We start from the raw sequence: 19,799 nt of genomic DNA, 5'->3' as shown, positions 1-19,799 counted from the left end.
CTTAATAAAGTCCATAACAGCAAGGATTAAAAGCTAAGTGAAAGCCCGCCTGTAATAGTTTTGTTTAACGGATAAAGTCGGCCCAGTTCATCTTCTGGGTGTTCCGGATCAACAAATTTCACCCCGGTTATGGTAAACAAGTTGTACGCATTGGCGAATATCCGCAGGTTCATGGTAGAGGAAGGCCTAAATTTCGGCAAGGTATAGCCCAGCTCCACGCTTTTTAGGCGCAGGTAGGCCGTGCTTACCCGGTTGAAGGTCGAAGTCTCCAGCGGGTAGTTCCCCGTAAAGCCGTAATAACCACTTACCCATTCTTGCGAAGGATCCCAAGGGTCGGCCTGCGGATCAACCGTGTGCCAACGATCGGTATACTGCTCCAGTATCCCGCCCCCATTGCTTCCCCAAATGGCGCGCAGCGGTTCCAAATACTGCATGGAGCCTAAGGCCGTTCCTTGCAACAGGAAGTTCATATCAAAATTCTTGTAATTGGCATCAAAACTGAAACTGAAGTTCAACCAAGGGGTGCTATCAAAAAACAGGGGACGCATGTCCAAGCCATTGATCTCCCCATCGCCGTTCCAGTCTTCATATTTATAATCGCCGGGCAAGGTTTGGTTTCCTTTATAGATCGGAAAACTCCGTATATCATCCCAGTCTACATATCGTCCAGCACCCTGATAGCCAAACTGCAAGCCTTGTGTACGGTTGTTCAGGTTATCGTTGCGCCAGCGATCGTAGGAATTTCCCCAAGGACCTTTCTCGGAGCCTACCAGGTGCTTCTGCCGAGTGATGGTTCCGATGGCCTTCATGCGGTAAGATAGCTCCCCTATTTTGTTCCGGTGGGAAAGTTCCACGTCCATCCCAAAATGCTTGTCGCTATCCAAGTTCTCGCGCGGAGCAGTAGCACCCACCACGGTAGGTAAATCGCCCGTGCGGCGTGCAAACAGTCCTTTACGCTCGCGTTCAAAATAATCTACGGCAAAGCCAAAAAGACCATTCCACCCTTCAAAATCGACCCCAAAATTTAAGGTATTGGAGGTGAACCAAGTAATCATCTGGTTGGGAAGCGGCAAAGTAGACACACCATAGATAAACTGGTTGCCAAACATGTAGCCGGGAGCATACTGCGCATAATATCCGCTACCTGCATTACTCGATGTTGCGGGATAGTCATAGCCCGTTGCCCAGTCATATTGCAGGCTACCATCGTCTCCCAATACCCCGTAACTACCGCGCAGCTTCAGTTGGTTCACGAAAGCTAGTGCCGACCAATCTTTAAAGAACGGCTCTTCCGAGATCCGCCAGGCGACAGATGCCGAAGGGAAGAATCCCCATTGGCGGCCGGGAAGAAACTTCGACGAACCGTCATAACGGAATTGCGCCTCCGCGATATAGCGGTTGTCGAAGGTGTAGTTTGCCCTTCCAAAAACCGCCGCATTGGCTGTTTCATAGATATCATTCAACGAGCTGTTCATTCCCCCCAGTTGGTCTTGCGCCACACCTGCAAAGAGGTAATCCATGGCGAAAGCGAGGTTACGTTGTGCAAAGAAGTTATCCCCCATTTGTTTTTGCACTTCGGTTCCCAAGAGACCGCTTACCTGATGTCGGCCATTAAATTCGCGGTTGTAGTTTGTAATAAACTGTCCAAGCACCTGTTGCTTATCAAACATCTCCCGACGCACTTGGTTGGGCGAACTGATGTTGTACAATTTAGGCACATACAACTGGCTTACTTGGTCGAAAGCATATTGGTAATACTCTCTCCGGTTGATGTTGTTATTATCCATCCGGTAATCATAACTAACCAAGGCTTTTGCAGAAAGGCCTTTCAGTGCATCGCTCAGCACAGCAAAATCGTAATTCAAGCTCGCCGACGATTGGATTTGCTTTTGTCCCGTTTTACGATAGCCCGAGATATCGGAGGTCATCTTCGCTACGGTGTTTTCTTCCAGATCCAAGCCATCATAGTTAAGCATGGTATTCTCCGGATCGGCATAGGCTGGGGCGAGTACGCCCTGCCGCCAATAGTTGCGGATAATATCTGCCGAACTCGAATACGGACTATTTCGCTGGTCTACAACGCCGCTCAAATTAAGGTCAAAGCTCAGCCCTTTGGTCAGCTCCGCGCTAATATTTGAACGCAGATTCACTTTCCGGTAATTCAAATCGCCCGATTTGAAAAATCCCTCTTGATACAGGTGCCCTAAGCCCACATAATATTGCGACTTCTCGGCTCCGCCCGTGATGCTTAGATCCTGCTGTGTCTGCGGCGAGTAGTCCGAAAAGATCAGCGAGGTCCAGTCGGTGGTACGCCGCTTGCCTGTTCTAAAATCTTCAAAGGAGCTCTCCGGATAAATAATGTTATATGGCGATGCGATATTATTGCGCACCCGTTCGTTTTCAATCGTCATCGATTCGTATGCATCGGCCAGCGTCGGTAATCCCGAGGGGCGTTGAAAGGTATAGGTACTGTTCAACGAGACACTTGTCTTCCCAGTCTTGGTTCCCTTTTTGGTGGTCACGAGTACCACACCATTCGCCGCACGCACCCCATATATCGCAGCCGAAGCATCCTTCAGCACCGATATATCTTCGATATCACTTGAATTAATACGTTGAAAATCAGCAGCAGTACGAGGTATCCCGTCAATCACCACCAAAGGATTCCCCAGGCCGCGGATGTCGAAGCTGTTGTTGAAGTTTCCCGGCTCGGCACTACGTTGCCACACGCGCACGCCCGGAACACGTCCGGTCAGCATGTTTTGCGGGTTTTCGTTTTTCGTACGCCGCATTTCGTCGCCTTTAATGTTGGAGACGGCTCCGGTTAAACTCACTTTGCGTTGTGTTCCATAGCCCACCACCACAACTTCCTCTAGGGCCGATTCATCCGCCTGCAATACCACGTCTATACGGCTTCTGCCGCCTACGGTTTCTTCCACATCAATATACCCCACATAGCGGTAGTGCAGCACGGCGCCTTGTGGCACCTGTATGCTGTACTGCCCTTCGGCATTGGTGCTGGTCGCTAATTGCGGCGAGGTTCCTTTCACCGTTACGGATACGCCCACGAGGGCTTCTCCTTCCGCGCTGTTTACACGGCCAGACACCACGATATTTTGTGCCCATGACACGGCAGGAAGTAAGAGCAATACCAAGCATACGACTCGTATGCAGCTGCTCAATTCCATCTTTACATTCTTAATCATATAGGTTTCTATTACACTAAGGGTTAGCTATTTTGTATGTTCATATCTAGACAAAACCGCATATTCGGCGGCAAAGGCGAAGGTAAACATGCCTTCGGTATTGTTTTTTCCACGATCGCGGTTCCAGCCCACCAACAAGTTTGTGGGCAATAGTCCCTTGTAGAAAAAGTTTTCGTAGGCATAGTCCAGGTTCTGCTGAAAGGCAGCGATGTAGGCATCGGATGCCTGGTGCATAGGATAAAAATCTACATACCCTCGCATCAGCACGCCGTTGAACCAGTTTCTAAATCCACTGATATCAAAGGTGTAGTAATCCGCCACATTGACGCCCTTCTTGGCAAAATAAGCGAAGGAAGCATTGGCCAAGGCTGTTCCATCTTCGCGGTATTTGGCATCGTTGGTTACGCGGTATAGATCGGCCGCGCCAGAAAGCATGGTACCGCTGTTGTAGGTGATGGCAGGACCTACCCGATCGCGGCAGGTGGTGCTGCGGCGGTAGTTTACGCCGTCGATCTGCTCCAACTGGGGCGATCCCGGTGTGCACCCACCCATCATATCGTCATACACGCCATCGGCACGCAGCAGGGCCTGCTTTTGCCAATCATATATTTTCTTGGCATAGAGCAGGTAATAGTCGGCCTTGCTCATTTGCTCTTGCTTGCGCGTTCTGCGGTCGCCCGCGTCGATATAGTGGCGCGTTGCTTGGTCGCTTTTTCCTTTATACAGCTCGTGCAGCCATACCAAGGGGCTCACCATAGGGCCGTTGCTACAGGCGTGCTTGGTGGCATAGCCTGGGCCCCAAGCTATACCGCCGACTTCATTGCCATTGGCATCGATCGTACAATCCCAGCCGTCCAGCACATAGGCCGTCAGGTATTCGGCCTTGCTTAAAAATTCGGCATTGCCGGTCACTTTATAGGCTTCCAGAAATTCGCGAATCAGCCACATCTGGTCGTCATACACGTTTTCAATACCATCCACACGTGCCCCACCTTTGGAATTTCCGCGGTTTACGCCATACACGGTCCATTCTTTGGTACCGGTATAAGAAGTTAGGGTAAAGGTACCGAGGTAATACTCGGCACCATCATATAGCTTCATCAGCTCCTGCTCATAGCGGCTAAAATGTTCGTTATAGCGTGTAGCATCACCTTTCTCCTTTTCCACCTCCAAGCTGTGCATAATGGCGGTCACCGCCTCAATGGCGCTGGTATACATCCACACACTGCCTATTTCAGCCGATCTGTTGTCGGTATAGGGGTTATAATAGCGGGCCATGGTCATGCCACTGCCAGAAAAATAAGCGCCAAGTGCGTTATCGGTAATCTCCATGGCACGGGTCAACGAGCGGGTTGCCAGGTTGCTGTCTTCTGGCGGCATAGTCTCCCCATCGCTTTTTGCCTTGTTACAGGCACAGATGAAGAAGCATAGCAGGCTCCCCATCGCGATCATCATACTTTTTTTCATCTTTAGTTTATTTTAATATTATGTATCACCAGTTTATTCTCTCCGGTATTGGCTTCGCCATTGTACACCCCAAGCGCTAGCGTCACATCCTTGCCATTAAAAGCAGATAAGTCGTAATTAAACACGGCATATCCCTCGGGGTTGCCCGCACCGCCGTCGCCATGCTTGAAGCGCCAACAGCCATCGCTAGCGGCCGATGCTTGCTGTGCGGTGTTCGAGGCCGGCGACAAATGGGTTATGCTGCCATCATTGCCTATTGCCGTAAGTTTGAAATAGGTGAAGTTGCTACCAAAATTCCGGGTGCTTAGCGCCAGGCGGTTGCTTCCTGCCGCAACCGAAAATTTAGCATACATATACGCCTCAGGCACCTCCGTGTCTACTTCCGGCGTGTTGCGTGTCTTGATGATGTAGCCTTCCGAAGGGAATACTTCCGGATCCTTCTTCAGCGGCATAAACATCCACTCGGCTCCCACATGGGCCACATTTCTCCAAGCACGGTAAGCATCTACATAGTTGTCGCGGTTTCCGCTAACGGGGCTTAGTCCGGTGAAGGTTTTTTTGGTATGCGGCATCGTAGAGCGCGCGGTTTCTTGCGATAGCTTCCAGCCGTTGATCACTTCCGTGCCCGGTAGCCAATCCCAGTTCTCTACCTTTCTATCGGCAAAGCGGATGGCGCGCAGCACCACTTGCTTCCAGTAGTCGCCGGTAGACTGTCTGTATATACCGATGGCAATGATCACCTCCTTGCCCACATAGGCTTGCAGGTCAAATTCGAAATCGGTATAGCCCCCACCATGCGTGCGGGTGTTGCCCACTTTCTCGGCCTTCGGCTGTGCAGCGCTGAGGTCGATCACCTGCACGCCAAAGTAGGCTGGTGCTGCGGCATCGGCATTGTGCGTTTGGGCACGTAGCGACAGTATTTTGTTGTCTTCGGTAATCAGCTTGCTACCGAATACGAAGGAGTCAAACGCATCCATATTGGCTGGGTTGTTACGCTGATCGCCGCTGTTGCGTATCTGTAGGGTGGTACCTTCGTTCTGCTCTTGCCATGCACCTCTAAAATCTAGGGTGCTCATGTAGTTACAGGCCCAGTCCCAGTGTGGATAGGCATCGGCGTTGCGTCCGCCACGGTATTCGTTGTAGTACCATTTTTCGGCTTTCCGCAAGTCAACAGCGGTTAATCCGGGCAGCAACTCTTCGCCCCCCATTTGCACGTCCAGCGTCACTATGCCGTCCACAAAATCCGCAGCCGTGATTGGGCGCACAATCCCCACATATCCACCTTTGCTAAAGGAAACGGTGTAGTTGTTCTCAATCAGGTTAGGGATCACAAATCGGCCGTTGTTGTCGGTAGTAACAGTTCCCCCTACCGCACCGATGGAGACGGTTACGCCGGCAAGTGGTCCGCCGCCTTGCAGCGCATCGGTTACGGTACCCACAATGCGGGCAGAAGCGCTTACCATGGCCACATCTACCGTTGCCTGTCCGGCTTCGTTAAAACCAGCCGCGGTTACGGTTAGGCCCACGGCCATCCAGCCGTCTTTTTCAAAGGTCACGGCATGGGTTCTGTAGGTCACCTCGCTAAAGGTATACTTCCCATCGTTGCCACTGGTGGTCACTTGGTCTTCCTCTTTGATCCCCGTCAGGGTAACTTTTACCCCTGCAATAGGCGCCCCATTGGCGTCCGTTATGGTCCCTACCACTTGGCCACGTCGGTTATCCGGAGCGTCGTGCTCCTTTTTGCAGCCCATATGCAGCGTTACGACCAAGGTGATCAATGCCACATGGATTAATTTTTTTAGGTGTTTCATCCCATGAATGTTTAATAGGTTCTTGAATTTGTATTGGTTATCGTGTTTGTTGTTGGTTTACTTGGTTTACTTTTTTTATCATCCCTTAGGTCATACCGCTTGGTTTGGGCAGGTTACTCCGCTCGCCAAGCGGGGTTTTACTCCTGTTGCTCTAGCTGGTGTTTGCCCAGCAGGGCATATTGTGCGGCATAGGTAAACATAAACATGCCCTCCAATCCCTGCGGTTCTTTTTCGGCAGCCCAGCCTTTCAACAAATCGGTAGGCAGAAAGCCATCACGGTTAAAATGCGCAAAACCATAGTCTAGGTTGCGTTGGAAGGCCGTCACATAGTCGCCAATCCCGGCGTCCAGCACCGTCGCTTCGTGGTATCCGCGCAGCAGTATGCCGTTGAACCAGTTGTTAAAACCGCTAGTTTCAAAGCTGTAATACTGCGGCACATCTTTTCCGAGGCTAGCAAACTGCCGGAAGCTATTTTTGGCCAGCAGCCGCCCATCTTGTGCATAGATGGCCTCGCCCGTTGCGCGATGTAGATCTACTGCGCCCGAGAGCATGGTGCCGCTGTTGTAGCTGTAGGCCTTGCCCACAGCGGCGGTTAAAGGGGTGTTTGCGCGGTAGCGCTGTCCATCCTGCTCTTCATAGCGGATATCACAATTCGGCACGCAGCCGCCCATCATGTCGGCATATACCCCATTGGCAGTTAATAGCTGTTTTTTCTGCCAGTCGTAAATAGCGCGGGCATAGTTCAGGTAGTACTGTTGTTTTTTCACCTGCGCACTACGGCGTGTTTTCCGGTCCTTCGCATCAATAAAACGATGGGCTATTTTATCAGATTTTCCTTCGTAGAGCTCATGCAGCCAAACCAGCGAACTGATCAGCGGTGCATTGCTGCAGGCGTGTTTTGTGGTGTAGCCAGGCCCCCAAGCTATGCCGCCGTTTTCCTTCCCTTGGCTGTCGCGCGTCACATCCCATCCATCCAGCACATAGGCCGTCAGGTATTCCGCTTTCTCCAAGTAGGCACGCTTTCCAGTCAGTCTATACGAGTCCAGCAGCTCGCGAATCAGCCACATCTGGTCGTCGTACACATTAAGCACGCCGCTCACATTGGCCTTTCCTTTCTCCTGCACACGATCTACGGCATATACCGACCAGCTTTTTGTTTGGGTGTAGGAAACAAGCTCGAAAGTACCTAGGTAGTAATCGGCTTCGGCATAGAGCTTATCCAGCAGCTGCACGTAGCGCGCATAATGTCTATCGTATAGTGTTTTCTCGCCCTTTTCCTGTGCAGCCTTCAAGCCAGAGAGCACCGCATTAACCGCTTCAATACCGGCCGTATACATCCAAACGGATGCGCGCTCATTCGATTTAGCTTTTTTGTCCAAATGATAGAACCGGCGCATTTCAAAAGTCTGTGCATCAAAGTATGCCGCTATAGTTACATCGATCAATCCGATGGCGCGCTCTAGGTTTTGATTGGCCAGCGCTTGTGGATGCAGCTGTTCTGCATGAGCAACAGCAGCTGATGGTATGCCCGTGCCTGCGGACGGCAAGACGGTGGCCGAAGCAAAACTGCAGTATACGGTAAAAGAAAGGGCCATGAAAAAAGACTTCATTCCAAGATTGATAAGGTTTATAACACAATTTTAAATTGGCGCAAGGGTCTTCCGACTCAATGCTCAGGCAAGGTAGTAGCGACGGGATTAAAACTAGGGTTAAAATCTGCAATTAACCCGTAAAAAAAACGTTAACCCCCTATTTTATGCGTTTTTTTAATGGCTTTCTCCCTCCTAGCCTAGCCTATTTTGTTACCAAAACCACGTAATTTTTTTCGTATAATATTAGCTACCTTTGCAGGGTGTGATAGTTGCTATCACCTATTGATGACGATGAGAAGTCTAGACATGCGCGCCGATCGAACACCATATATCCTATTTTCACTATTTATTTTAAGCAGCTTGTTGCATTTGCCGGCTAGTCTTTTTGGTCAAGGTATCCGCTTCACGGGTAGTAGCCAGCCTATTGAGAAACGCACCTCGGCGAGTTTTTTTTCCGAGGCGGCTTTTACCTTTACCGATCGCTTCGCACTCGATTTTGATCTACAGGTGCCCAATAACAGCAGCATGGGCTACATCGTCCGCATCAAGGAGGAGGATCAACGCTCCATCATCAACCTGCATTATGAAAAGGAAGAGGGCGACGCGGTGTTTCGCCTCAACGAAGAGGGCAAAGCCAATTTAATAACCCTGCGCATACCGCTACAGCAGCTTATTGAACAACACTGGTTTCCGGTGCACATAGCATACGAGCTCCGCAAGGGGCACATCGAGCTGCAAATTGGCGGCAAAGCGGCACAGCAGGCCAAGGTGCCACTCGCCGCGCCCTACACAGCCCATGTAACCTTTGGCCGCAGCGACTACATGATCGATGTACCTTCCTTCTCGCTGCGCAATTTCCGCATAGGCAACAAAGAGCGTGAAACGGTGTTTCCGCTACGCGAAAGCAAGGGCGACAAGCTACATAATGCGGCCGGAGAGGTGATGGGCAAGGTGGTCAACGGCACTTGGCTGCTCAACGATGCTTACCATTGGCAAAAACATACACAGATGCGCTCTTCCAGTACCTCTGGTGCTACCTACGATGCCAAGACCAAATCGATCTATTATTTTAACCGGGATTCACTGGCGATCTATGAGGTCCAAACGGGACAAGAACGGCATATCCGCTTTGCCCAACCCTGCCCCGTAGAGATTAAGCTCGGCACTTGCTTTATCGCTCCCGAGGAGCATCGCTTGTATCTCTACGAAACGCATTACACAACGCCTTACGATGGCCCCACGGTGGCCAGCTTGGATCTGGAGGACTTCAGCTGGCGCATCGAGAGCAGGCAGTACCTGCAGCGCGAACTGAACCACCACGCGGCGTCTTACCTGTCTGATAGCCGGCAGTTGATGCTGTTTGCGGGCTATGGCAACATGGTCTACAGCAACGATATGCTCTTGTATAGCCTAAAGGATAAGACATGGTCGAAAGCGACCATGCAGGGCGACTCTATTTTTCCACGTTATTTCACGTCGTCGGGGCAATCTGCGGTTGACCATAAGATCTATATCTTTGGCGGCATGGGCAACGAGTCGGGGCAACATATCGTCGGCCGCAAGTATTTCTATGATCTTTATAGCTTTGATCCCCGCACGGGGAAAACCAGCAAGCTGTGGGATGTGGAGCGCAAGGATAGTCCTTTCGTCCCTGCACGGGGCTTGGTTATCCCCGATTCCAACTGGATCTATATGCTGGGCTACCCCGAGCATCTCACGCATTCTTTTATCAAGCTACGCCGCTTTGCGCTGCAAGATGGCCGGCATGAGACATTGGGCGACTCGATACCAATCTATTCGGACCGCATCAGTACGCATGCCAACCTGTATTTTGACCCCAACCTGCATAAGCTGGTTGCCTTGGTGCAGGAATCTGATGATGATGTGCGCTCCACTGTGTCGGTCTACAGCTTGGACTTCCCGGCTATCAGCGCGGCCGAGCTAGATGCTTTTCCGGGTTCGGGCAGCCGCAGCATTCCGGGCTTGGTTTTCTACCTCGTAGGGGCTGCGGGGTTAGCTCTTGCTGCCTTCCTATACTGGCGTTATCGTGGCGTGCAGCATGCGCCAGCCAGCGCCGTCGTGCCTTTGGAGGCAGCTCCATCAGCGAGCCTGCCTCAGCAGGCGACCGTCAACCGCATCAACCTGTTCGGCGACTTCACCGTGATCGATCGCCGCGGACTGGATATTTCGCACCTCTTCAGCGCTCGTCTGCAGCAGGTGTTCTGCCTCCTGCTGTTTCATAGTGCCCATACGGGCATCAGCTCCAACTTGCTCACACACCTGCTCTGGCCCGATAAGCCGAAGGATAAAGCGAAGACTTCCCGGGGGGTGGCCATCAACAACCTGCGCAAGGTGCTGAGCGAGCTGAATGGCGTTGAGATTATCTACGACGAGGGCCACTATCGTGTGGTGTTCCAGTCGAGCTGCTCCTGCGACTACTGGCGCCTACAACAGCTGCTGGCCGATGGTACGTCTATCCTCCATCCAGAAATTTTGACGATACTGCAGCGCGGTGAATTCCTCCTAGGCATGGACGACCCGATCTTCGATAAGTGGAAGCATGATACCGAAAGTAGGCTGATCGATCGCTTTCAGCAGCAGCTCGCCCAAAGCCGGGAAGAGAAGGATTGGCCTACGCTGTTTCGCACCGCCGAGGCGCTCGTCATGGTAGATGCCATCAACGAACTGGCCTTCGAGCAGGGGCTCTACGCCCTACACAAGGAAAAGCAGGAAGCTCGCGCTCGCCTCTTCTACAAACGCTTCACCGAGAACTACCGCCGCCTTATGGGGGAAGAGTATGGAGGGGGCTTTGAAGAGGTTTGGAGTCGTTTGGTGATGAAGTGATGAGCTGATAGCGGTTATCTTAAGATTCACCGCTTCTCTTATCGCACTACGCTATACGCAATACTCTATACTTTCTTGTCCCTAAGCCCGGGACAGGGGCCATACTTTTTTCAAGATAAAAAAGTATGCAAAAAATCTTTGTTTCATCCATGCGATCTTACCCACCGTCCAGCCCACAGCGGTTCACTGCCTGCCAGGCGAAGATGACATCCCAAAATCCCTTTTTATTGGATTTTGGTATATAATCTAATGCCTTCCCTACCCACTAGGCCACGGCATCATCCCGCTCTCTCCATCGCTTGATGAAACGAAAAAGCTCCGTTGATCGGTATTTTTTGAATATGGCTGCTCGATCGCTTTTTGGAAAGTGACGAGGTTACAAAGTGACATAGTTACGAAGATCACAGCGATAACTTAAGGATTTACCGCTTACTTATCGCATTACGCACTACTCATTACGCAGTACTATTTCACAGCGCTTCAATCTCAGCAACCGGAAGGCCTGTTCCCTCAGCAATATCGATGACAGAAAGGCCCATTTTCTTGAGTTGCAAAGCTATCGCAGCGGCCTTCCGGCGTTCTCCCTCTTCTAGTCCTTTTTCTAATCCTTTTTCCAGACCTTGTTCTAGACCTTTTTCCAAACCTTGTTCTAACCCTTTTTCCAAACCTTGCTCTAGACCTTGCTCTAGACCTCTCTCTAAGCCCTGCTTCAAGCCGTTCTCAATTGCATCTGCTAGATCCAGCTCTTGGGTTTCTCGGATGGAGAAGGCATCCCATTTGCGTTTTAAACTTACATCATACATATTTCGTTCCTCCTTATTTAACTGTGTGTAGGCAGCAATATCAAACAGCCGCTCGAATATAGGCTTCCGTAGATAGACCGATAGCTTCTTCAGCTTAGACATGTTCTTCAGCACATAAAGCCACCGATCGAGATCCGTCTGTAATTCAACCTCTTCCTTATCAAATTTAACTAATTCTATGTAAGTATATCCCAATTGTTTATAGAAAACTTTTCCCGTATGTATGTCGCAGAGACCGATTTCGTGCATATATCGTCCGTCACTGTCGTGATCGGGCATCGGGAATCCATCTAACAGCACAATTATATACACTTCGCTGATTGCATAGTTCCAGCCAAAGCGATTACCTTTGGGCGCCATATCGGCAATCAGCTTGCTCCCATAATATAACATCCGACGCTTCAGGTTTCGCTGTGTGCTTCGCTGCACCTCGATCAAAAACGTTTCCCCGCTGTCCGTCGTGCACACGAGGTCGAAGATCACTGTGCCTATCTCTTCGGCGTCACCCACATATTCGTTCTTCCCGTAGTGGAAGTCAGCGACATGCTTACGCCCGTGGAACAGCTCGTTCAAAAAGGACTTTAGAAATTCCTTGTTCGTCTCCGATCCAAAGATTCGCTTAAAGCCAAAATCCGTCGTCAAATCAATGAACTTAGGAGCATGCATCGTTATTTATATTTGGTTTCAAAAGCAAAGTTAAGGAGGTTCTTTGGGAGTAGTCGGTTGTTAAACGGTTAAAAACGTTTAAGTTTGATTAAAAAAGTGATGATTGGTAGTGGTAATCTCTAGATCTATCGCGACCCTTTATCACTGTCGCAATACAATTTTGTCCCATACTGGGACCGGTTCGTCCCTAAGCCCGGGACAGGGGCCTTACTTTTGTAGGGCAAAGGTTTACGGCTATGCCGCAGCGATACACTTTTGTCCCATACTGGGACCGGTTCGTCCCTAAGCCCGGGACATGGGCCTTACTTTTGTGGGGCAAAAGTAAGCAAAACCCTGTCGCGAATTTTTGTTGCATCCTTGTGGGTAGTGCAGAGGCAAGTTTCTACAGACGCAACAAAAATAAGGCGACGTTCGTGTTAATATTAGGCAGGTGCGGTAATTGTAAAGTTTGATACTTTGTGATAAGGTGACAAAGTGAAGAAGTGACCAGCTGATAGCGGTGATCTTAAAATTTAGCACTACCCTTATCGCATTACTCAATACGCACTACCCAATACCATTTCCCAGCGATCGAAAAGCTACATCATACGGCTACCGTTAAACGGAACTCTTCCAGTCTCCTTCCAAGTGCTGGGAAGCAAAGAACATGTTTGGGGAATCGAGGGATGGACAAAGCCTAGAAATTATGTCGGAATCGCATCCAAAGCGATTTCGACGTTATTTCAGCTTTGCCAAACATGTTGCTTTGTGTGGGCCGGACTTGCGCGAGAGAGCACCTGAAGGAGACAAAGGCTTTTGAGTACTTTTGGCCTTCAAAAGTGCTGCCCTGCCGTGGCGAACGGCGGAAGGGATTGAAGGGGGATAGTGATAAGGTGATATAGTGACAAAGTGATGTGTGATAGCGGTAATCTTTAAGGCTAATTTATACGTTACATGATTTTTTATGCACTTTATTTCTTTATTTTTGTGATAACGGGCGATGATACTATACAGATTATTGCGCATGAACCAAGGGCTAGCACTAACGAAGAAATAGTTGTGATGAAAATTTACTTTAGAGATCAAAAGAGCAGGTTCGAGGAGCATTTAGATTGTTTAAAGCAACATGGTATAACCACATACAACCAAAGTAGTTTAATAGAAAGAACTAGCACGATTGAAATCTTCACAAAGAAAACACTAACAGCGCTTTCTAGCAACTTTCTTTTTAACTATGATATCTTCCCTGTTGATATAATGACTAGTTTATGCCAATGGAAAAGTGAGCAAAGAAGTATGCGCGTGGGCGACACCATCGTACAACAAGTCTACCTCCCTCCTTACAGATCGTTTTCACAAAAAATGATAATGGGCGTTCGTGTTAATAACATCATTAATGAATCAAATAGATTAGGATTTTCATATGAAACACTGGAAGGACATGTTGAACGAGGTTTATCAACCTTTACCATAGAGGAATCTCAGGATGGTAGGATTTTTTTCAAGGTACATACCTTTTCTAAGCCACAACATGTATTGGCCAAACTGGTAAACCCTATTTTTTCAACCCCCTACCAAGCCTTTTGCACTCGGCAGGCTCTTAAAAATATGAAAAAGCAATTAGAGGGACATCAATATGCCCTCTAATTGCCGCAGCAACTTTAGATAAGTTACCTCCCTTCACGCTTGATTAGCAGAAACACCTCTTTGTCGGTATTCCACAGGTGGTATACGAGCTCCTTGAGCCCCGCCAGTGCCGTGCGGCTGCCTATTCCGCGGCCTTCGCCGGTAAGCGTGGTGACCGGAGCGATGCAGCCCATCAGCTCGTTCAAGGCATGGTTGGCGGCATGGATCAGTATTGCTTCGCGTCCCAGCACATGAGGGATACCGATTTGTTCGCCATGCTTAGTGTAGCGGCGTTTTTCGAGTTTATAGCGTCCCTCGGGGATGCAGCTCAGGCGTCTGATATTGTTCCGGTCGGGCAGCTCTATCGTATAGCAGATATGCTGCCCATCATACGTTATACGCCCATTAGTTCCCTGTGCTCCATATGTCCGTTGGAGCAGCAAGATCGTTTGCTTTTTCATGTTACATGTGTTTAGTGCCCACGAAGGGCGATCAAGATGCCGAGCCCGAGGGCTCGGCTGTACGCCATAGCGACGCACTGTTGGTTAACGCACCAGGATGCTGGCGATATCACTCCAGTCGCCTACACCGCGGGAATTAATACCGCGCACGCGGGCTTCGCAAAACTGTGCGGCAGGCACGGGCGCAATGATATTGCCGCGGGAGCTCGTAGTGGTGAAACGCTCGCTCCATTCGGGGTCGCCGACCGTCCGAAACTGGTATTCGTAGAGCAAAGCGACCCTTTGCGGAGCAAAGTCCAATCGCATCTGTCCCGACTGTCGTCCGTCGCCTAGGCGCACTGCCTCGACCTTTGTAGGCACATAGATTGTCGAGGAAGGGCCATTAGTGGAGAATCCCGAGCTCAGCAATTTGGAGAGCCTGCCCTCGCTCTCGCTGTTGACGTAGTTGCCCAGTTTCTGCAGGATCGCCTCCAGTACTACCCGCGTTTCATTTTTCAGCGCCGTGTCCGAGGGCGCTCCTCGGCGGCGTGCTGCCGCCAAGTTGTTGGCGAATTCATCCGCCACTTCCTGCACCTCCTGAAGCGTTGGTGAGGGTGTTGCAAAATTTGCATTGTCTGTCATGGCACCGAGAACCGTGCTCGCCAATACCATGAGCTCATCGTCTTTCAGTCGTGTAAATCCGACGAGCGCTTTATAAAAAATAGCCATCATTATAGCTGTCGCTGGAAATCGAAAAAGCAAGGTATCTAATCCTTCGGAGGGAGCTCCTTCCCCGATCGAGAAGATCCGCCATTCCGTTCAGCGACAAAACAAACATAAGGAGAGGCAGGCTACCGAATGAAAAAATGATCGGATTTGATCGAAATTGATCGGATTTGATCGGATTTGATCGGATTTGATCAAAATGGCTACTAAATAGCCCCCATCTTCATCCATCAAGTTGATGTTGACGAGCATCAACTTATCCTTTTCAAGCATCAGGTTCACTTCGTCATGTAACTGCACGACGTTGATGCTCATCAGGTTCAATCCTTCACCTGCTTGCTTCAACCAAACATCCCTCAAGTCGACATTGTCAAGTGAAACGTTGACACAAGCACACATCAGATCCACGTTGATACCCATCAACAGCAAACAAGCAAGCATCCGATTCATGTTGTTGCCTGCTTGGTTAAACAAAACATCCATCAACACCACATCTTCACGTAAAGAGATTAACTAAGCAATCATCAGGTTCATGTTGTTGTGTGAAAGCGTCTACATCTTCTCTGTCTTCATGGTGTTGATGCTCGTCAAAGGGACGCTGATAGGCAAGGTAAGCGAAAAATAAGAGGCAGCAAAAAGCGATCAGCTAGCTTTAGGGGAAGTTCAGGTTAGGTTTAGGCTGATCGATGTGCGTTGCTACAGCTTGCCTTTACGCCGGCTCTCGTTCATGGCCGCGATTAGGTCTTCCTCAAAATACAGGTCGATACCGGCGATACGGATGGGTTTCAGTAATCCTTTTTTAAGATTACGGCGGTAGGTAATTTCTGTCATGTTCAACATCTCGAGCACTTGCTGTTTACTGTAGATGCGTCTTTTGAGCGGCAATGATGTAGTATTGGCATATTGGTCGATGATATTCATCAATGCATCTCTGATTTCGCGAAGCAATTTTATTGCTTCATATATTTGGTTATCCATCATGTGTGGGATTAGCACAACAGCTGAACGTCCGACTGTGGGAGGGCCAGTGCCTCCTGTCCTGTTGTAGGGTTACAAAAAAAGGATTTCTGTGCTTAGTCCAAGGGGATAAACGTATTCCAACCTTTATGGTCTAAGGCTTTTACGCTTGCCAAAAAATCAGGTATTAATAAGGGGTTCATACCACGGCCAATACGGAGCGCCTTGCGCAGCGATGCTATGTTATATTTAGGCTGCATGGAGGCCATTACATCGGGCTGCAGTAATATGCACCGCCTTTGCACAACTGTAGGATATTGCACCAGCAGCATATTGACATAGTAATTTGCGGAGATCTTGAGCATCCAAGGGGCAAGCCCTATTTTGCGCAGCTTCGTCATCACACTCTCTGCGCCCAGCATCTCGCCGTCGCGCAGAATCACAAAACGCGTCTTGGCAGATGAGTATAGCAGCACAATATCAAAAAAACGCACCGACATGCCCTTCATCTTCAGCATGGTGCCCCCATTTTTTGCCAAGATATAGTATAGCGTTTCCGGGTAGCTGTCGTTGTCAAAGCAGGCGCGATCCGTTTCATCCTTTTCTGGCGCAGGGCTAGCTTGTACTTCGGCTATTGAACTATTGCCCGTCTGCACCTGCGCATTAAAGCTGGGCAAGGTCTGTGCTATTGACCAGCTCCGCACGCTATTGGGCCACAGCATAAAAAGATCGCTATGCAGCAAGGCCAGTGCATAAAAGAAAGCCATCACCAGCACGGCAGGCATATTGAGCAGGTAGCGTATAAATATCTCCCTGCTATCTTCCATGGGGATGCATATCAAGAGTAGCACCGTGAGGTGCAGCGAGAGGCTTGGCAGCAGCGCCACAGCAAGGTAACGAAAGCGTCGCCATCGGTGGATACGCGTTGTTTTCTGCTGTTGCCCATCGCCTATGATCCATTTCTTGCAATAGGATATCCACATCGCATAGAGCATGCAGATGCCCGTGCTGCTAATCAGGCCCAGCCAAAACGGAAATTTAATGAGCTGTTCCCCAATATCGATATCTCCACCGGCAATGTGAAGTGCCGTGGCCATTAAGATCGCATATGAAAATATGGTGTACGTTCGCATAATCCCAGGCATTATAATGGTTAGCTTTTTTATCCTATGGATGTAAATTCAAATTCTTAAAGCTAATATAGTAAAAACAAAACCTTAAAACCAAAATTTTTAACCAAATAGCAATCAATTAAGCATAAGGTCTATTATTTTGTTACAAAATGTTTCCTAAAAGCGTCAAACGGACACGAAATAACTGGGAGGAAATTTTGATACACTCCATTTTTAGACTTTTCACACTATGGTTAAAACCTACATATTGCGCTATTTTTTTCGCTATACTATGTCCAAAACATACATATTAGCCTTTTTTGGGCTTTCCAGCCCTTGTTATGTTGGTTTACATAGGCCTTCTTTGCAAGAAAAGCATTATGAAACTCGCCCCTTTCATCTTGGAGATATCCCCTTGTCGAGGTGCTCTTTCGAAACAGCGCTTAGGCCCACAGGTCAGCCCGCTGCAGTGCCAGTTGGACAGCCAGCCTGTCCGGCAGCCGGTTATGCCGGGTCTAGCGCGCGGTAGGCAGGTTGCCCCTGCGCTTAGCTTGAAGGCGCATACTGAACATCGGCCCCTTCGCTGCTTGCCAAATATAGGCGCTGGCGCAGCAGGCCGCTGCAGCCCGAAGCAGCGCCATTCAGCAAGGAGGTTTTCGTCGCGAAAATTTGCCCTATTCCGGCGCCTAGCGCCTGCAGTATCTCTCTACTTCCCCTGCGCTTTGGTAGCCAGAGCGCATCTCTATCGGCAGCCTGCATAAACAGCAGCAGCTGTCTGCAATACAGGTTTAACAAAAAGTTCGCACTGATCTACAAGTGCACAGAAAGCTTATGGCAAAATCAATAAATAGCCGACTACTTGTCGGCATCTTGGCCCTTATCTTGGTATGTGGCCTATTCGTTAGCGTAAAAGCTTGGAACAGCAAAGCTGCGCCCACGCTTACTGATCAATGGTTTACATACCACGGTGACACTCAAAACAGAACAGACATTGAAAATCCAGAGAACTACACGCTGTTGGATGCAGAACCACCATGCTCTGGTGGTGCTGAGCTCTGTTCCGTACAGGCTCCTGCCGGTGCGCAGGGAGAGGCCGTGTTGGAAACAGCTTTGGTCAACGAGATTATGGGTGTTATCGATACGCGCATATCGACAAACACAATCAAGTTGAGAAACTAAGGTTTCGCTGATCCATGGAAGAGGGCCTCGGCGAGTGGCCCTCTTTCCTATCGTGGGTTTTGCGTAATTCGCGAATAGCGTATAGCCTCTAGCGGAATAAGCAAGGCATAGCGCAGGCTATTGGGCTCCAGTAGGTAGCGTTGCCCATTGAGCTCCCTTGTCAAGCTAATGTTTGCTCCTTCCAAGTTAAGGCGCCGTATATCAGCCCATCGGCGGTTTCTGAAGATCAGTTCTTTTCGGCGCTCGGACTGCAGCAGGGCCAATAGTTCGGCCGCTTCACCATTGCTGTTGGGTCGCGCGTTGGGTGCATAGCGTGCCTGCAGAAAGGCGGGCAAGCGCATTCGAGCCTCGGCCAGTCGTCCCGTGCGCAGCGCAGCCTCCATATTTGTCAGCAGCATCTCAGCCGTGCTGATACCGGTAAACTGCATCAGGTTAATCTCCGTATAGCTTCCCTTAAACACCGGATGCCCATTGGCATTCACGGCAAAAAAAAGCGATTTTCGATAGTCCCCCTCAGCATAGGAGGCATATATTTCCGGATCCACAATCCCCCTTGATTGTACTAGGAAAGCACTATACCTATATGTAAGATGAACCACCTCGCTGTTTAGCGGCTGGAAGGGTATGGCAAGTGCCGGATTAATCTGCCCATAGTCTAGCAGGTCACTCTTTTGCTGCAGCAGCTGTTCCGATAGGCGGAAAGCGCGTTCATAGTCGCCAATATCAAAGGCCACCCGCGCCATCAGCCCCCAAGCTGCCAGCCGAGAGGGCCGTAGCAGCGTGGCTGTGGTCAGAGGCAGCAGCGCGGCCGCCTCTTCCAGATCCGCAAATACCCTATCATAGCTCTCGCTTATGCTGGCGCGCGAGAAAAACTGGTTCAAATCTGCGGAGGTGCGCAGCGGCACCCCCAGTCCGCTGCCATCCGCCCCATGGCGATAGGGCATGGCATAGAGCAGCAGCAGCTCCGAAAAAGCCAAGCCGCGGTAGTAGAGGGCAGTACCCCTTATTTCGTTGTAGCTATCCATATCCGGCGAAGGGCGCAGGCCCTCCAACCCTTCTAGCACCACATTGGCATAGTAAATCTCTTCATACATGCCTATCCAATCCACGCCATTGTTTTCCGTTACTTGCCAAGTATATCGGTTGCGGTCGCCCTCGTTGCTCGAGGCATTCCACGTTTGGTCCAGCACAAAATAATTGTCGGCCATATCCTCCCCGGCTAGGGTCTGCGTGCTCATCACAAATTCATTATCTAGCAAGGCGCGCAAATCGGCCAGTGTTTCGATGGTCGAGAGGCTGGCATTGGGCTTCATGTCGAGGTAGTTGCTGCAGGCCGCGCAAGCTAGGCTGGCCAGCAGCAGGTATAATATCCGTATCATAATTTTTTCCAT

Annotated in this window: 15 protein-coding genes; 3 read left to right on the top strand and 12 right to left on the bottom strand. The window is 49.9% G+C overall.

The window, feature by feature from the left end; translation table 11 throughout:
• Nucleotides 1-26: 26 nt before the first annotated feature.
• The 4 genes from SCB77_RS18430 to SCB77_RS18415 all read right to left on the bottom strand — a co-directional run bounded on the left by SCB77_RS18430 (nt 27) and on the right by SCB77_RS18415 (nt 8,094).
• Complete coding sequence (locus SCB77_RS18430) at nt 27-3,206, bottom strand: SusC/RagA family TonB-linked outer membrane protein (RefSeq protein ID WP_320183467.1); 3,180 nt, start codon at nt 3,204-3,206, stop codon at nt 27-29.
• 27 nt (nt 3,207-3,233) lie between these two features.
• Nucleotides 3,234-4,673 (bottom strand): glycoside hydrolase family 76 protein, encoded by a 1,440-nt coding sequence (locus SCB77_RS18425; RefSeq protein ID WP_320183466.1) that lies wholly within the window; start codon nt 4,671-4,673, stop codon nt 3,234-3,236.
• Between the two features lie 2 nt (nt 4,674-4,675).
• Nucleotides 4,676-6,484 (bottom strand): MSCRAMM family protein, encoded by a 1,809-nt coding sequence (locus SCB77_RS18420; RefSeq protein ID WP_320183465.1) that lies wholly within the window; start codon nt 6,482-6,484, stop codon nt 4,676-4,678.
• Between the two features lie 137 nt (nt 6,485-6,621).
• A complete protein-coding gene (locus tag SCB77_RS18415) occupies nt 6,622-8,094 on the bottom strand; it encodes a glycoside hydrolase family 76 protein (RefSeq protein WP_320183464.1) in 1,473 nt (490 codons plus the stop codon).
• 273 nt (nt 8,095-8,367) lie between these two features.
• Between SCB77_RS18415 and SCB77_RS18410 the strand changes: the two genes are divergently transcribed.
• Complete coding sequence (locus tag SCB77_RS18410; protein WP_320183463.1) at nt 8,368-10,920, top strand: Kelch repeat-containing protein; 2,553 nt, start codon at nt 8,368-8,370, stop codon at nt 10,918-10,920.
• Nucleotides 10,921-11,390: 470 nt separating this feature from the next.
• On the opposite strand, the gene SCB77_RS18405 is transcribed toward SCB77_RS18410, so the two are convergent.
• Nucleotides 11,391-12,389 (bottom strand): Rpn family recombination-promoting nuclease/putative transposase, encoded by a 999-nt coding sequence (locus tag SCB77_RS18405; RefSeq protein WP_320183462.1) that lies wholly within the window; start codon nt 12,387-12,389, stop codon nt 11,391-11,393.
• Nucleotides 12,390-13,322: 933 nt separating this feature from the next.
• Between SCB77_RS18405 and SCB77_RS18400 the strand changes: the two genes are divergently transcribed.
• Nucleotides 13,323-14,015 carry a DUF1990 family protein gene (locus SCB77_RS18400; protein ID WP_320183461.1) on the top strand — a complete coding sequence of 231 codons (693 nt, stop codon included), beginning with the start codon at nt 13,323-13,325 and terminating at the stop codon, nt 14,013-14,015.
• A 23-nt stretch (nt 14,016-14,038) separates the two neighbouring features.
• Here the strand turns inward: SCB77_RS18400 and SCB77_RS18395 are convergent, their stop codons facing one another.
• The 6 genes from SCB77_RS18395 to SCB77_RS18370 form a co-directional block, all read right to left on the bottom strand.
• Nucleotides 14,039-14,455: a DUF5675 family protein gene (locus tag SCB77_RS18395; protein WP_320183460.1), complete on the bottom strand. Its 417-nt coding sequence runs from the start codon at nt 14,453-14,455 to the stop codon at nt 14,039-14,041.
• An 84-nt stretch (nt 14,456-14,539) separates the two neighbouring features.
• Nucleotides 14,540-15,196 (bottom strand): hypothetical protein, encoded by a 657-nt coding sequence (locus SCB77_RS18390; protein ID WP_320183459.1) that lies wholly within the window; start codon nt 15,194-15,196, stop codon nt 14,540-14,542.
• A 57-nt stretch (nt 15,197-15,253) separates the two neighbouring features.
• A complete protein-coding gene (locus SCB77_RS18385; RefSeq protein ID WP_320183458.1) occupies nt 15,254-15,643 on the bottom strand; it encodes a hypothetical protein in 390 nt (129 codons plus the stop codon).
• A gap of 213 nt (nt 15,644-15,856) precedes the next feature.
• Entirely contained in the window at nt 15,857-16,141 is a 285-nt protein-coding gene (locus SCB77_RS18380; protein WP_320183457.1) for a hypothetical protein, read from the bottom strand.
• A 92-nt stretch (nt 16,142-16,233) separates the two neighbouring features.
• A complete protein-coding gene (locus SCB77_RS18375; RefSeq protein ID WP_320183456.1) occupies nt 16,234-17,250 on the bottom strand; it encodes a hypothetical protein in 1,017 nt (338 codons plus the stop codon).
• Between the two features lie 525 nt (nt 17,251-17,775).
• Nucleotides 17,776-18,024 carry a hypothetical protein gene (locus SCB77_RS18370; RefSeq protein ID WP_320183455.1) on the bottom strand — a complete coding sequence of 83 codons (249 nt, stop codon included), beginning with the start codon at nt 18,022-18,024 and terminating at the stop codon, nt 17,776-17,778.
• Nucleotides 18,025-18,060: 36 nt separating this feature from the next.
• Here SCB77_RS18370 and SCB77_RS18365 point away from each other — a divergent pair, with 36 nt between their 5' ends.
• Nucleotides 18,061-18,408 (top strand): hypothetical protein, encoded by a 348-nt coding sequence (locus tag SCB77_RS18365; protein WP_320183454.1) that lies wholly within the window; start codon nt 18,061-18,063, stop codon nt 18,406-18,408.
• Nucleotides 18,409-18,455: 47 nt separating this feature from the next.
• Here SCB77_RS18365 and SCB77_RS18360 read toward each other — a convergent pair whose 3' ends face one another.
• Nucleotides 18,456-19,787: a RagB/SusD family nutrient uptake outer membrane protein gene (locus SCB77_RS18360; RefSeq protein WP_320183453.1), complete on the bottom strand. Its 1,332-nt coding sequence runs from the start codon at nt 19,785-19,787 to the stop codon at nt 18,456-18,458.
• Between the last annotated feature and the right edge of the window lie 12 nt (nt 19,788-19,799).

The organism is Sphingobacterium bambusae (genome assembly GCF_033955345.1).
Lineage (GTDB): Bacteria > Bacteroidota > Bacteroidia > Sphingobacteriales > Sphingobacteriaceae > Sphingobacterium > Sphingobacterium bambusae.
This window is presented reverse-complemented; position numbering and strand designations above follow the sequence as displayed.